The organism is Arthrobacter sp. Ld5 (assembly GCF_051172775.1).
Lineage (GTDB): Bacteria > Actinomycetota > Actinomycetes > Actinomycetales > Micrococcaceae > Arthrobacter_D.
Map to the genome: position 1 here is coordinate 326,543 of NZ_JBPKBO010000014.1, position 13,965 is coordinate 340,507.

15 protein-coding genes are annotated in these 13,965 nt (G+C 71.1%); 6 read left to right on the forward strand and 9 right to left on the reverse strand.

Annotation, left to right across the window (positions count from 1 at the left end; all coding sequences use genetic code 11):
* Positions 1-8: 8 nt before the first annotated feature.
* The 4 genes from crcB to ACSGDB_RS05905 form a co-directional block, all read right to left on the reverse strand.
* Entirely contained in the window at positions 9-389 is a 381-nt protein-coding gene (gene crcB, locus ACSGDB_RS05890; RefSeq protein WP_434993528.1) for a fluoride efflux transporter CrcB, read from the reverse strand.
* Entirely contained in the window at positions 386-859 is a 474-nt protein-coding gene (locus ACSGDB_RS05895; RefSeq protein ID WP_434993530.1) for a fluoride efflux transporter FluC, read from the reverse strand. Before ACSGDB_RS05895 ends, crcB begins: the two co-directional genes overlap by 4 nt.
* 81 nt (positions 860-940) lie before the next feature.
* The gene (locus ACSGDB_RS05900) at positions 941-1,348 is read right to left on the reverse strand and encodes a DUF1801 domain-containing protein (RefSeq protein WP_434993531.1); all 408 of its coding nucleotides are present in this window, start codon (positions 1,346-1,348) and stop codon (positions 941-943) included.
* 41 nt (positions 1,349-1,389) lie between these two features.
* Positions 1,390-1,914 (reverse strand): GNAT family N-acetyltransferase, encoded by a 525-nt coding sequence (locus tag ACSGDB_RS05905; RefSeq protein ID WP_434993532.1) that lies wholly within the window; start codon positions 1,912-1,914, stop codon positions 1,390-1,392.
* A 96-nt stretch (positions 1,915-2,010) separates the two neighbouring features.
* Between ACSGDB_RS05905 and ACSGDB_RS05910 the strand changes: the two genes are divergently transcribed.
* Positions 2,011-2,520, forward strand: a complete 510-nt coding sequence (locus ACSGDB_RS05910) for a GNAT family N-acetyltransferase (protein WP_434993533.1) — start codon at positions 2,011-2,013, stop codon at positions 2,518-2,520.
* A gap of 31 nt (positions 2,521-2,551) precedes the next feature.
* Here ACSGDB_RS05910 and ACSGDB_RS05915 read toward each other — a convergent pair whose 3' ends face one another.
* Positions 2,552-4,420 carry a glycogen debranching N-terminal domain-containing protein gene (locus ACSGDB_RS05915; RefSeq protein WP_434993534.1) on the reverse strand — a complete coding sequence of 623 codons (1,869 nt, stop codon included), beginning with the start codon at positions 4,418-4,420 and terminating at the stop codon, positions 2,552-2,554.
* A gap of 163 nt (positions 4,421-4,583) precedes the next feature.
* On the opposite strand from ACSGDB_RS05915, the gene ACSGDB_RS05920 reads away from it, so the two are divergent.
* From ACSGDB_RS05920 to ACSGDB_RS05940, 5 genes are all read left to right on the forward strand, one after another.
* Positions 4,584-5,654 (forward strand): LacI family DNA-binding transcriptional regulator, encoded by a 1,071-nt coding sequence (locus tag ACSGDB_RS05920; protein WP_434993535.1) that lies wholly within the window; start codon positions 4,584-4,586, stop codon positions 5,652-5,654.
* A 29-nt stretch (positions 5,655-5,683) separates the two neighbouring features.
* Positions 5,684-6,949 (forward strand): sugar ABC transporter substrate-binding protein, encoded by a 1,266-nt coding sequence (locus ACSGDB_RS05925; protein ID WP_434993536.1) that lies wholly within the window; start codon positions 5,684-5,686, stop codon positions 6,947-6,949.
* Between the two features lie 182 nt (positions 6,950-7,131).
* Positions 7,132-8,211, forward strand: a complete 1,080-nt coding sequence (locus tag ACSGDB_RS05930; RefSeq protein ID WP_434993569.1) for a carbohydrate ABC transporter permease — start codon at positions 7,132-7,134, stop codon at positions 8,209-8,211.
* Positions 8,208-9,116 carry a carbohydrate ABC transporter permease gene (locus ACSGDB_RS05935; protein WP_434993538.1) on the forward strand — a complete coding sequence of 303 codons (909 nt, stop codon included), beginning with the start codon at positions 8,208-8,210 and terminating at the stop codon, positions 9,114-9,116. The genes ACSGDB_RS05930 and ACSGDB_RS05935 overlap by 4 nt, the downstream gene beginning before the upstream one ends.
* A gap of 110 nt (positions 9,117-9,226) precedes the next feature.
* Positions 9,227-10,189, forward strand: a complete 963-nt coding sequence (locus ACSGDB_RS05940; RefSeq protein WP_434993539.1) for a polysaccharide deacetylase family protein — start codon at positions 9,227-9,229, stop codon at positions 10,187-10,189.
* Between the two features lie 18 nt (positions 10,190-10,207).
* Here the strand turns inward: ACSGDB_RS05940 and ACSGDB_RS05945 are convergent, their stop codons facing one another.
* The 4 genes from ACSGDB_RS05945 to ACSGDB_RS05960 all read right to left on the reverse strand — a co-directional run bounded on the left by ACSGDB_RS05945 (position 10,208) and on the right by ACSGDB_RS05960 (position 13,964).
* Entirely contained in the window at positions 10,208-10,468 is a 261-nt protein-coding gene (locus tag ACSGDB_RS05945) for a DUF2630 family protein (RefSeq protein WP_434993540.1), read from the reverse strand.
* Between the two features lie 97 nt (positions 10,469-10,565).
* On the reverse strand, positions 10,566-11,474 hold the full coding sequence (locus tag ACSGDB_RS05950; RefSeq protein WP_434993541.1) for an aldose 1-epimerase family protein: 909 nt from the start codon (positions 11,472-11,474) through the stop codon (positions 10,566-10,568).
* On the reverse strand, positions 11,471-12,982 hold the full coding sequence (locus ACSGDB_RS05955; RefSeq protein ID WP_434993542.1) for an alpha-N-arabinofuranosidase: 1,512 nt from the start codon (positions 12,980-12,982) through the stop codon (positions 11,471-11,473). The genes ACSGDB_RS05950 and ACSGDB_RS05955 overlap by 4 nt, the downstream gene beginning before the upstream one ends.
* 49 nt (positions 12,983-13,031) lie before the next feature.
* Positions 13,032-13,964 (reverse strand): carbohydrate ABC transporter permease, encoded by a 933-nt coding sequence (locus tag ACSGDB_RS05960; RefSeq protein WP_434993543.1) that lies wholly within the window; start codon positions 13,962-13,964, stop codon positions 13,032-13,034.
* Position 13,965: the final 1 nt, after the last annotated feature.

Sequence of the window (13,965 nt, forward strand, 5' to 3'; positions counted from 1 at the left end):
GCTGCAGCCTAGGCGAGCAGCAGCCCCACCCACAGGCCCAGCGCGGCCGCCGCGAGCGCGCCCAGCGCGGTGCCCGCTCCCGAGAGCAGGGCAGCACCGACGTGGCCCGCCTGGAGGAGGCGCACCGTCTCGCTGCTCGCCGTGCTGAAGGTGGTGTAGCCGCCGAGGAAGCCCACACCGCAGACGAGGATCCACTCGGAGGGAAGGACGCTGATCATGCCCAGCGCGGTGAGCAGACCCAGCAGGAACGAGCCGCTGATGTTGACCGTCATGGTGCCGATGGGGACGACGCCGCTGAGCGGCCCGCGGATGACGCCGTCGAGCACGAAGCGTGCGACCGCGCCCAGCCCGCCCGCGGCGCCCAGCGCGAGCACCAGTGCGAGGCTCACGGTCGTCCTCCCCGGCGGCCCCGTAACCGTCGGTGGACCAGGTGGCCTGCCACGATGCCGAGCGCCGTCGCCCCGAGCCCGACGACGACGGACAGCGCGAGGTAGCCCAGACCGGCCACGACCCGCCCGCCCCCCACGAGGAGCGCGGAGTCGACGGCGAGTGCGCTGTAGGTGGTGAAGCCACCGAGGAAGCCGGTCCCGAGGAGGAGCCGCACGCCCCGACGCCGGCCGGCGTCGGGGCCACGGCGCGCCAGCGCCTCGAGGAGCAGACCGAGGGCGAAGGCGCCGGCAAGGTTGATCAGGAAGATCCCGAACGGGAGGCCCGACGGCGTCGGAAGGAGCTCGGACAACCCGAAACGCGCGAGGGTCCCGCCCATGCCGCCGAGGAACACCAGGCCGAGGTACGCGGGCCGGAGGTGCGGGGGCGTCTCGCCCTGTGAGGGACGTCGCCGTCCCTGCGGATCAGGCAACGTGCCGGGGAAGGACGTCCAGGGCCCGGGACGCGGGGGCCGGCCGCGGGCCGGTGGCGGTCGGGATGTCCTGGAGCGGGCTCATCCGCCTAGGTTGGCACGCTTGGTGATGCTGCGCCAACCGCCGTTGCGATTGTCCGCGATGACGGCACGGAAGATCTCCCGGAGCGCGTCCTCGTCCACGGGACGGTCCTCGTGGACGGCGATCGTCCGTCCGGTCGCGTTGCCGTGGCCGCCCGTGATGATGCCGTGCGGATCGGGGGCAAGGCCGCCGTCGTAGAGGAAGACGCTCACGTGGTCCCTGGTGGCGAGAAGAGCGCACACGTTGCCGTGGAGCACGAAGTAGGGCTGGCGGGTGCGCTTGATCGTCTCCTCGACCTCCGGATCGGCCTCGTGCACCACACGCCGCACGGTCCGGCAGACCTCCTGCTGCCAGGCGGGGAGCGCGGCGATGTAGGCGTCGATGCGTGCGTCGGGGATTCCGGCCATGGCGACAGTGTGGCAGCGGGAGGAAGCAGCCGGAAGAGCCTTCATGCGAGAAGTGGGGACACCACCCGGAGTTCGTGCAGCGGCGGGGTGAACCGGTCGTCGTCGGTGCTGGTGCCGTCCAGTGACCACCCGTGCCGCCCGTAGAACGCCAGGGCCCGGGAGTTACCGTCGGCCACCCACAGATAGGCTCGGCTGTATCCCATGCCGACCAGTTCGCGGGCCACCCGGGTGAACAGGAACGAGCCCAGTCCGCGGGACCAGTGGGCGGGGTCCATGTTGATGGCGTGCAGTTCGCCCGTGCCGTCGTCGACGTCGTCCCGCGGCTCGCCGAAGCCCGCCCATCCGACGATGCCGCCGTCCACGCAGACGGCCAGCTGGCGGACCGCGCCCGCCGCGCTGCCCAGCCGCTGCTCCCAGACCGCCGTGAGGCGCCACAGGTCCAGGCGCGCGAGGTAGTCGGCGGGCAGGATCCCGCTGTAGGTGGCGCGCCAGGCATCGATCTGGATGCGGGCGAACCCGGCGGCGTCCGCGCGCGTCGCCTCGCGAATGGTCCAGGTACCGTCCACGGGCCACCTCTCCTGCCGCTCCGGCGCCACCCCGACCGGCGGCGCCGGGCCTCCGACTACAGTGGCCGGGTGCCCTTCCCTACTCTGCCATCCGGTGTGACCCTGCGTCTCCTGAGGGCTGCGGACGCGCCCGCCCTCGCCCGGGCCTACCGGGACAACCGGGAGCACCTCGAGCCGTGGGAGCCCCTACGGGACGACCATTTCTTCACCGAGGCGGGCCAGGCCGAGCAGATCGCGTCGCGGCTCGAGGCCGGGGCCGCGGGCACCGACCTACCGTGGGTTCTCGAGGCGGAGGAGCGGATCGTGGGCACGATGACCCTCGCGGGCATCGTCCGCGGGCCGTTCCTCAGCGCGCACATGGGGTACTGGGTGGCCGGGCGGCTGCAGGGTCGGGGCGTCTGCTCGGCCGCCCTGCAGGAGGTGCTGCGGCACGCCCGGGACGAGCTGGGGCTGCACCGCATCCAGGCGTCCGTCCTGCCGCGCAACGCCGCCTCGACGGCGGTCCTGCGCGGGGCGGGCTTCACGCTCATCGGGACGGCGCCGTCCTACCTGAGGATCGCCGGGTCCTGGCAGGACCACCTGCTGTACCAGCGCATCCTGCACTGATCCCGGGCGGTCCCGCCGACACGCAAGGGCGTCAGAGCGCGCCGAGAGCCTGGGCGATCGGCACCGCGGAGGCTGCCGCCCATGCCTGCGGACGGCACGACGCCGGGTACGGCACCGGCCGTTCCACGTCGCCGGCCGCGTGGCCGGAGAAGAGTTCGGGCAGCCGCCAGTCGAAGCCCTCCGCTGCGTCGAGCAGGCCGCGCGCCAGGACGGCGGCCTCGTCAGCGAAACCCGCCCGCAGCATCCCGCTGATGATCATGCCGGTGTCGTGGCTCCACACGGACCCGACGTGGTAGCGCGTGGGCCAGAAGCCCCCGTTCGTCGTCGAGACCGTCCGGATGCCGAAGCCCGAGAACATCGTCGGGTCGAGCAGCCGTGCCACCACCACGGCCTCCTCCTCGTCCGTGAGGATGCCCGTGCCGAGGAGGTGGCCCATATTGCTCGTCACGCCGTCGACCGCGCGCTTCTGCGCATCCAGCGCGATCGCGGGGTAGCGGCCGGTGGCGTCCGAGCACCAGAACGCGTCCCGGAAACGCTCCGCCAGCCCGGCGGCATAGCTGCGCCAGCCGTCCGCGCCGGGGCGGCCGAAGGCCTCGAGCAGAGCCGCTCCCCCGATGGCTGCCTCGTAGGCGTAGCCCTGGACCTCGCTCAGCGCGATCGGGCCCTCCGCGAGTGAACCGTCGTGCCAGCGGATCGAGTCGCCGGAGTCCTTCCAGCCCTGATTGGCCAGGCCGTGACCGCTCGTGTCGAGGTACTCGAGGAAGCCGTCGCCGTCCGAGTCGCCGAAGTCACGCAGCCACGTCAGCGCCTTCTCGAGCGGATCGAGGAGGCGCTCGACGACGTCGGCGTCCAGGCCGGCGCGCCAGGCGTCGTGGAGCAGCAGGATCCACAGCGGGGTGGCATCGATGGTGCCGTAGTAGACCGGCGGCAGGGCGATCCCCGTGCCGTTCTCCTCGAACTGGAGCGTGCCGCGGCGCACCTCGTGGAGGATCTTGCCCGGCTGCTCGGCCGTGGCGGCGTCGCTGACGGTGCCCTGCCTCGAGGCGAGCGCGGTGAGCGTGGAGCCGGCGAGCTCCGTGGACACCGGGAGCAGCAGGCGGGCGGCGATCAGGGAGTCACGGCCGAACATGGTGAAGAACCAGGGCGCGCCGGCCGCGAGGAACGTCGCCGCGGGCTGGTCCACCGTCGCCATGCGCAGGCCGTTGAGGTCCGAGATGGAGTGGCGCAGCAGCAGATCGAGGCGGCGGTCCCCGACGGCCGGCGCCTCGAGAGGCTCCGTGGTCGGGGCGGTCATCGGTGCGCCCGTGTCCTGCAGCGCCAGGGACCAGTCCACCTCGGCCGCCGCTCCGGGGTGCACGGTGACCTCCCAGCGGAGGTCGATTCCTCCGCCGTCGAAGGAGACGGACGCCGTGCCGGGGTGCAGCACGGCGGTGGTGTCGGCGTTGCGCCAGTTCCACTGCAGCGCATCGACCGCCAGCGGCGCCTCGGATGCCTGACCGGACTTCACCTTCTCCATGGGGGTGCTGTCGGCTGCGAGCCTGCAGGCGAGCACCAGGGTCACCGGCCCGTCGAGGGCCGACTCGATGCGCACCACCTCGCTGATCCCTTCTGCGGACGCCGTCCGGGTGCGCGTGAGCTGGACGAGCGGATCCGCGCCGGCGTTCTCGACGCGCACCATGGCCAGGAAGTCCACCCGGCGGGCCGACCGCACCTGGGCGACGACCCACTCCGGCTCTCCGCCGTCCACCGTCAGGACGGCGGAGCTGATCACGCGGTCGTCGCCGCAGTGGATGCCCTGCGCGCCCGCCCCGCGGATCTGGCCCTGCGGGTCCGACCACGCCTGGATGGGCGCACTGAAGACGCCGGTCAGGTCGTGCAGGAAGGGCTGGAGGTGCGCCATCGGAGCTCCTAGTTGTTGATGCAGCCGTGCGCCCGACGACGGGCCCCGACTGTTGGATCGATCAAATTGACTGTTGACACCACCCTATTTGAACGTTCATATTGTTGTAAACACGCATCGGGGACCGGTGCCACACGGCGGACGACGACGAGGAGGAGGACCCATGACGAAGACCACGCTGGTCTCGCTGGCCGACTCCCTCGGGGTGTCCCGGCAGACCATCTCGAACGTCATCAACGCCCCGCACCGGGTGAAGCCGGAGACCCGCGCCCGGGTCGAGGCCGCGATTGCCGCCAGCGGGTACCGACCCAGCGCGGCAGCCCGCCAGCTGCGGACCCGGCGGTCCATGAACCTCGGCCTGCGCCTCATGCCCGTGCACGACGGCATCAACGGCTCCATCCTCGACCGCTTCCTGCACGCCCTGACGGAGACCGCCCAGCGCGAGGGGTACCGGCTGACACTGTTCTGCGCCGACTCCGACGCGGACGAGATCCACCAGTACGAGGAACTGCTCCAGGTCTCCGACATCGACGGGTTCGTCCTCACCGGCACCCACCACGGCGACCACCGGACGGCCTGGCTCCTCGACCACGACGTCCCGTTCGCCGCCTTCGGCCGCCCCTGGAGCGACACCGAGGATCCCCTCCGCAGCAGGCACGCGTGGGTCGACGTCGACGGCGGAGCCGGGACGGCCGAGGCCACCGCCGCCTTCCTCCGCGAGGGGCACGAGTCCATCGGGTTCCTCGGCTGGCCCACCGGCTCGGGGGCCGGGGACGACCGCCGGGCGGGCTGGCAGCGGACCCTCGCCGCCGCCGGCGTGGCCCCGGACCGCATGCGGGAACTCACGGCGTCCATCGACGACGGCGTCCAGACCGGGGCGCTGGCGGCCCGCCACCTCCTCGCGGCGGGCGCGACGGCGATCGTCTGCGTGAGCGACTCCCTCGCCCTCGGCGCAGCCATGCAGCTGCGCCTGGCCTTCCCCGGGATGCCCGCGGCCGTGACCGGTTTCGACGACACCCCGGTGGCCGCCGCCGTCGGGCTGTCGAGCGTCGCCCAGCCCATCGAGGCCGCCGCCCGCCATGCGATCGCCGTCCTCACCCACCAACTTGCGGAAACAACCACGGGAGGCGCCGGCGTCCCGGCGCCGGAGCAGCACCTGCTGCTTCCGGCGACGCTCGTCCGGCGCACCCCGTATCCCCTCGACGCCGGCATCTCCACCGCCGGTACCCCCTGATCGAACACCACCGACGAAGGACACAGACAATGATGACTGGCACTCCACGCACCTCCCGGCGCCTCGCAGCCGCCGCCCTCGTGGCCGTGAGCGCCCTGGCACTCACCGCCTGCGGCGGGTCGGGCTTCTCCGACGCCGGCGCGGGCTCGGGCGACCAGACCGAAGCCACGGACGCTCCCCTGACCGTCCTGATCGGGTCCTCGGGCACCGCCGAGACGGACGCCGTGACGGAGGCAGTGTCCTCCTGGTCCGGCGAGTCCGGGATCGACGCGACCGTGAACGTCGCCTCCGACCTCCCGCAGCAGCTCAGCCAGGGCTTCGCCTCGGGCGATCCCGCCGACGTCTTCTACGTCTCCGCGGACTCCTTCGCCGGCTACGCGGCCAACGGATCGCTGGAGCCCTACGCCGAGGACCTCCCCGCCAAGGACGACTTCTACCCCGCGCTGCGCGAGGCGTTCACCTACGAGGACACGCTCTACTGCGCGCCGAAGGACTTCTCGACCCTCGCACTCGTGATCAACGACGAGCTCTGGGCCGCGGCCGGACTCTCCGAGGCGGACGTGCCGACCACGTGGGACGAGCTCGCGGAGACCGCGGCGGCCCTGACGAAGGACGGCACCGTGGGGCTCGCCTTCAGCCCCGAGTTCCAGCGCGTCGGCGCGTTCGCGGCCGCTGCCGGCGGCGGCCTCGTCACCGACGGCGAGGCGACCGCGAACTCCCCCGAGAACGTGGAGGCGCTCACCTATGTGCAGCAGCTCCTGAACGACGGCGTCGCCAGCTACTCCTCGGACCTCGGCGCAGGCTGGGGCGGGGAGGCGTTCGGCAAGGGGCAGGCCGCCATGGTCATCGAGGGCAACTGGATCGCCGGCGCCATGAACGCCGACTTCCCGGACGTCGAGTACACCGTCGCCGAACTGCCCGAGGGCCCGGGCGGCAAGGGCACCCTGCAGTTCACCAACTGCTGGGGCATCGCCGCGGACAGCGACAACATCGAGGGCGCGCGGCAGCTCGTGGAGCAGCTGACCTCCGTCGACAGCCAGCTGGCATTCGCGGAGGCCTTCGGCGTGATGCCGTCCGTGCAGTCGGCGGCGGACCAGTGGTCCGAGCAGTACCCCGACCTGGCGCCGTTCATCGCAGGCGGCGACTACGCCCAGAACGTCCCGGCCCAGCCGGGCGCCGTGGACGTCATCGCCGAGCTCAACGCGCAGCTCGAGAGCCTGAAGACCGCCGATCCGCAGCAGCTCCTCGACGGCGTCCAGCCGGACCTCGAAGCTGTGATCGCCGACGCCCAGTAGGGCACCTGAAGACCCCGCGGCAGCGCCCGGCCCGCAAGACGGGCGCTGCCGCGGTTCCACCCCCGGCCCGGCCCTGACGGCCGGCCGCACCGCTGCAAAGGAGCATTCCGGTGGCACGATCGATTCCCTCTCCGCGACGCACCGACACCGTCCGCCGTCGGACGCCGCGGGGGCGGCAGGGCATGACCGGCTGGCTGTTCATCACCCCCGTCGTGCTGATCCTCGGCCTCTTCCTCGTAGTGCCCGTCCTCATGGCCGCCTGGGTGAGCGTGTCCGACTGGACCGGGCGCGGCAGCCCCATCGGCGGTTCCGTGGCCTTCGTGGGCGCGGAGAACTACACCGCGATCCTCGACGGCGAAGGCCTCGCCTCGCGCGACTTCGGGACCTCCATCCGCAACAACCTCTACTACGTCCTGCTGGTGGTGCCCCTCCAGACCGGGCTCAGCATGTTCCTCGCAGTCCTCGTGAACCGGCAGGTACTGCGCGGACGGGGCTTCTTCCGCACGGCGTTCTACTTCCCCTCGGTCACGAGCTCCGTGGCGATCACGGTCCTCTGGCTGTTCCTGTTCAGCTCCACGGGCGTCGTCAACCGCGTGCTCTCGTTCATCTCGGTGAGCGGACCCAACTGGTTCCAGGATCCCCGCGGCGTGATCCACGTGATCCTCGCGGCGGTCGGCATCGGGACCGCCCCCGAGGCGCTGACCTCGCCCGGGTTCCTCGGCGTGTCCGGGTGGGAGTGGCTCGCCGGCCCGTCCGTGGCGATGAGCGCGTTCATCCTCATGGCGATCTTCACGACGTCCGGCACGTTCATGCTGCTGTTCATCGCGGCGCTCCAGAACATCAGCGGCGAGGTGCAGGAGGCGGCCATGGTCGACGGCGCCAACGGCTGGCAGCGCTTCTGGCAGGTGACCCTGCCCATGCTGCGCCCCACCCTCTTCACCGTGCTCACGCTGGGACTGATCGGGTCCTGGCAGGTGTTCGACCAGATCTACACCGGCACGCAGGGCGGTCCCGCGAAGACCACGCTGACCCCGGCCTACCTGTCCTTCAGTACCGCCTTCAACAACCAGCGGTGGGGCGAGGGTGCGGCGATCGCGTTCATCCTGTTCGCCATCATCGTCACCCTCACGCTGCTGCAGCGCCTCGCCCTCCGCGAGCGGGACGTCCCGCGACGCCGCCGCATGGTGCCGGTGACGGCGTCGTCCACCGGGGCGCGCACCGCGTCCAGCAGCGCCCTGCCCGTCAAGGAGCCGAAGCGATGAGCCAGCTCGCCACCCGTCCCGCCGCCCCGACGCCTCCCCCGTCGCCGGCCCCGTCCGCGGGACGCCGCCGGAGGTCCCCGGGGGTGGGCCGGCGGGCCCTGGCGCTCTACGCGCTGCTGGCCGTCCTGGCCCTGATCTACATCTTCCCCTTCCTCATCCAGGTGTCGAGTTCCTTCAAGACGGAGCCGGAAGCCGCCCAGAACCCGCTCGGGCTGATCCCCCAGAACTGGACCACCGCGGCCTACACGCAGCTCTTCGCGGCGTCCGACTTCCCGACGTGGGCGAAGAACTCCTTCATCGTCACCCTCTTCGTGACGGCGGGACGCGTCTTCTTCAACTCCCTCGCCGGGTACGCGCTGGCGCGCATCCCGTTCCGCGGGCGGGGCCTGGTCTTCGCCCTCCTCGTGGCGGTCATGGCCGTGCCCGGCGTGGTGCTGCTCATCCCGAAGTTCCTCGTCATCAACCAGCTCGGCATCTACGACTCCTACGCAGGCATGGTGCTGCCGCTGCTCGCCGACGCCGCCGGGGTCTTCATCATGAAGAACTTCTTCGAGTCCATCCCCGTCAGCGTCGAGGAGCAGGCGCGGATCGACGGCGCCGGCACGTTCCGGACGTTCTGGTCCGTGGTCCTGCCGATGGCCCGTCCGGCCGTCATGACCATCGTCATCCTGTCCTTCCAGGGGTCCTGGAACGAGCTGAACCACTTCATCGTCTCGACGCAGGACCCGGCGCTGACCACGCTGACGAAGGGCGTCGCCCAGCTCTCCTCGGGCCAGCTGAGCCAGGGCACGCAGTACCCGCTGAAGCTCGCGGCGGCGGCGCTGATGACCGTGCCGGTGGCCATCGTGTTCTTCGTCTTCCAGAAGAAAATCATGAACGCGTCGGCCGGTGCCGTGAAGGAATAGCCGGACCAAAGCCCCTCCCGCTCCACCCGGCCACGGCCGATCATGGGCAGGACGGCGGCGCACGGAACCGTTGCCCGATTCCTCCCGCGAACGCCGTCCGGGGAGGAACCATGACGTCGGCGCCGGCCGGACCCGCACGACGGCGAGCGGCCGCCGTCGTGCTCACCCTCGCGCTCCTGGCACTCGCCGTGGTGGTCGCCGTCGCGATCGCGATCCGTGCCGCCGGGCCGCCGTCGGCCGGGCCGCCTGCCGGGCCGGTCACGATGTCCACCGCCGCGACGGCGCCCGAGTCGGGAACGGAACCTGAGCCTGAGCCTGCGCCTGCGCCTGCGCCGCGGACCCCGGACCCCGTGCCGTCACCCGGCGTCGCGCCCCCGACACCCGCACCGGAACCGGGACCGGAGCCGACGCCCCTCCCGCCCCCCGCGCCGTTCCCGCCATCGCTGAGCGGGCAGGACGTCGAGGTCATGCCCGGCGGAGGGTACGTCGTCGCCCTCACCTTCGACGCCGGCGCGAACGCCGAGGGCCTGCCGACGATCCTGTCGACCCTCTCGGCGAAGGGCGTCCCTGCCACGTTCTTCCTGACCGGGAACTGGGTCGCGACACATCCCGGCGGGGTCGGGCAGATCACCGCAGCAGGCCACCGGGTGGCGAACCATTCCATGACGCACCCCGGCTTCACGTCCCTGCCGGATCCGATGATCGCCCGGGAGGTCCGCGGCGCCGAGCAGGCCATCCTCTCCGCCGGGGGCGATCCCCGCCCGTTCTTCCGCTTCCCCTTCGGTGAACGCGACGCGAGGACCATCGACGCCGTGAACAGCCTGGGCTACGTCCCCGTGCGGTGGACCGTGGACACCCTGGGCTGGAAGGGCACCAGTGGCGGCATCAGCACGCAGGTGGTGACCGAGCGGGTGCTCGGCGCACTGCAGCCGGGCGCGGTCGTCCTCATGCACATCGGGTCGAACCCCGACGACGGCAGCACCCTGGACGCCGACGCCCTGGCCGAAGTCGTCGACCGGATCAGTGGCGCCGGCTACGGCTTCGTCACCCTCGACCGACTCCTGGCCGGGTGATCCCGCCGCGGCGACACCCTAGGGCCGGCTCCTTGACCGGGGCCAGTACCCCTCCACCTGGCTGACCGGACGGACCGATGCCCCATCAGGGTTCTCGCCGTACTCCTTCTTCGCGCGCCGCTGCCGCAGCAGGTCCCAGCACTGGTCCAGGCTCTCCTCGATGCGGCGCAGGCGGCCCTCGTTCTCATGGCCCCGGACGCTGTCGGCGGCCCGCTCCCGGAGCCGGTGCTCCTCCTCGACGAGCGAGCGGATGGTGGACAGGATGTCCTTGTCGTCCATGCCCGGCCTCCTCACCGTTCCCCGGTACCGTACCCGCGAACGCCGGGCGGGACCAGAGCCCCTCCGGCCGCGAGAAGGCGGGGACGGGCGTGCCGCCCTACAGGGCCGCGATGGTCCAGCCGGTCCGGTGGGTCTCCCCCGGCTCGAGGACGATCAGGTCCTCGCCGCTGTTGAAGGCGTCGGGCGGGCAGGTCATGGGTTCGACGGCGAGACCGAGGCGCGTGCTCTCCGGCTTCAGCGGGAGGTCGGCCGTGTGGATCTGGACCCATGGGCAGCCCTCGTCCCACACCATGGTCGTCCCGGTCCCGTGGGCCGGGTCGGTGACCCGCACCAGGGCGCGGCCGGCGGCGTCGCGCTCCAGGTCCGTGAACGCATGGTCGATCTGCACGTCGCCGAGCGGGTGGGCCGCCCGGAAGTCGAACGGCGTCCCGGCGACGGGCTCCTTCGCCACGGGCAGCAGCCGGTCGGGCGTGACCGCCAGGACCGTGGCGGCGGGGAGTTCGAGCACCCATTCGTCCAGGGGCGACGACCCTGCGACGAGGTACGGGTGCGGGCAGACGCCGTAGGGGGCGCGGCGCGAGCCGGTGTTCGTGGCCGTCACGGACGTCCGGAAACCCTGCGCATCGACGGTGAAGTGCGCGTGCAGCGCGACGGTGAACGGGTACGCCTCCGTCGGCTCGATCGTGCACCCGAGCGTCAGGGCGGACTCCGTGTGCTCCACGAGGGACCACGGGATGTCGAACACGAGCCCGTGGAGGGCCGTGCCGCGCTCGGGCTCGTTGATCGGCAATCGGTACTCGTCGCCGTCGAACGCGTAGCGGCCGTCCTCGATGCGGTTGGGCCACGGGGCGACGAAGGCGCCGCGGAAGTTGGGCATCGCCTCGTCGGCGCCGAACCCGACGACGAGCGACCGGCCGTCCTGGGTGAGTTCGCGGACGGCAGCGCCGAGCCCGAGGACGACGGCCGTGTAGCCGCCGCCCTCGATCCTGTATTCGAAATGCTTCATGCGAGGGATACGGCCGTCCAGGACACGGGGGGAAGCGTGATCGTGACGGAGTCGTCGTCGATCATCGCTGACGTGTTGGTCTTCATGGTCACGCGCTCGGGCTCCTCGAGGGTGTTCTTGGCATAGACGTCCGTATCGTACAGCGACTCGGCGCTCACGGTGCTGAACCCGCTGAGCGCGGCGATGTCGATCGTCACCGTGATCTCCTCGGTCTGCGAGCGGTTGACCAGGAAGACTGCGGCAGTACCGGCGGCGTCGTCGTGCGTCGCCACGGCGTCCACGAGCGGGACCACGCCGTACTCACCGGTCTCGTGCGTGCCGGCGTCGAGCTTGAGTTCCAGCACCGACCCCTGCGCCAGGCGCGAGGTGATGGCGAACGGGAAGAACGTGGTCTGGCGCCACGCGGGTCCGCCGGGCTCGGTCATGATCGGCGCGATCACGTTGACGAGCTGCGCGAGCGACGCCGAGGTCACGCGGTCCGCGTGCTTGAGCAGCGAGATCATCAGGTTGCCGAACACGACGGCGTCCACCACCGAGTAGCAGTCCTCGAGCAGGCGAGGGGCGACCGGCCAGTTGTCGAGGCCCTGGATCTTGTCGACGTTCTCGAAGCGGCTGATGTACCAGACGTTCCACTCGTCGAAGGAGATGTTGATGGTCTTCGAGCTGCCGCGGACGGCCTTGACGTGGTCGGCGGTGGCGACGACCGACTCGATGAAGTGGTCCATGTCCACGGCGGAGGCGAGGAAGGAGCCGATGTCGCCGTTCTTCTCCTCGTAGTAGGCGTGGCAGGAGATGTAGTCGACGTCGTCGTAGGTGTGCGAGAGGACCACGCGCTCCCACTCGCCGAACGTGGGCATGTGGGCGCTGGAGGAGCCGCAGGCCACGAGCTCGATGGACGGGTCGAGCTGGCGCATCGCCTTGGCCGTGCGGGAGGCGAGTTTGCCGTAGTCGTCGGCGGAGCGGTGGCCGAGCTGCCACGGGCCGTCCATCTCGTTGCCGAGGCACCAGATCTTCACATCGAACGGGTCCGGGCGGCCGTTGGCCATGCGCTGGTCGGCGAGGGCCGTGCCCTTCGGCAGGTTGGAGTACTCGAGGAGTTCGAGGGCCTCGAGGGTGCCGCGGGTGCCGAGGTTCACGGCGAGCATGAGGTCGCTGTCGACCTTCCGGAGCCAGGCGGCGAACTCGTGCAGGCCCACCTGGTTCGTCTCGGTGGAATGCCAGGCGAGGTCGAGGCGGGTGGGGCGCTCGTCGCGCGGCCCCACGCTGTCCTCCCATCGGAAGCCGGAGACGAAGTTCCCGCCCGGGTAGCGGATGGTCGAGACGCCCATCTCCTTGACGAGCGCGATCACGTCCTGGCGGAAGCCGTCCTCGTCCGCCGTGGCGTGGCCCGGCTCGTGGATGCCGTCGTACACGTGACGGCCGAGGTGTTCGACGAACCCGCCGAAGATGTTGCGGTTGATCCGCCCGACCGTGAAGGAGGGGTCGAGGGTGAGGCGTGCGTTCTGCATCGAACTACTTTCTGAGCGGGGTCGGTGGTCGGTGAGGGCGGGTGGCCGGCTACTTGAGGGAGCCGAGCGACAGGCCGCCCTGCCAGTACTTCTGAAGTGAGAGGAAGGCGATGATGAGCGGGATGATCGAGATGAAGGCGCCCGTGGTGATCAGGTTCCACAGGGCCTCGCCGCCACTGCCGGCGTTGGACAGGGCCGTCCAGCCGTTGAGCCCCACCGTGACGGGGAGCAGCAGCGGATCGCTGAGGACGGCCAGCGGCAGGAAGAAGTTGTTCCACGTGCCCACCACGGAGAGCAGGAGCACCGTGACGACGGCAGGACGCAGCAGCGGGAGCGCGATGGTGAAGAACGTGCGGAGCTCGCCGGCGCCGTCGATCCGCGCGGCGTCGAGGAGTTCGTCCGGCACGGCCTCCTGTGCGAAGACCCTCATCAGGTAGACGCCGAAGGGGCTGAGGAGTGAGGGCAGGATGACCGCCCAGATGGTGTTGACCAGCCCCACTTCGCTGAGCAGGACGAAGGTGGGGATGACGAGCGCCGTGAGCGGTACCATGACCGCGCCGAGCAGGACCCCGAAGAAGGCGGCGCGGCCGCGGAAGTTGTACTTGGCGAAGCCGTACCCGGCGAGGACCGCCAGGATCGTCGCCCCCACGCCCCCGGAGATCGCGTAGAGGAACGAGTTCCCGAGCCAGCGCCAGTAGATGCCGTTCTGCCGCTCGAACAGGCCCTGGAGGTTGCTGACGAAGTGGAACTCGTCGTCGAACCAGAGCGGCCCGCCCGTGCCGCCGAACAGCCCGGCGGTGTCCTTGGTGCTGGCGACCGTCAGCCACCAGATCGGGGTGATGAAGTAGATGACGAGCATGAGCAGGAAGATGTGCGACCCGATGCGGGGGCCGCCGTTGCGCGCGCGGTTCCGCGAGGCCGGGCCGCGGGCCCTCCGGCGGCCGCCGTCCTGCTGCTGCGTGGTGTCGGTGACGAGTGCCATG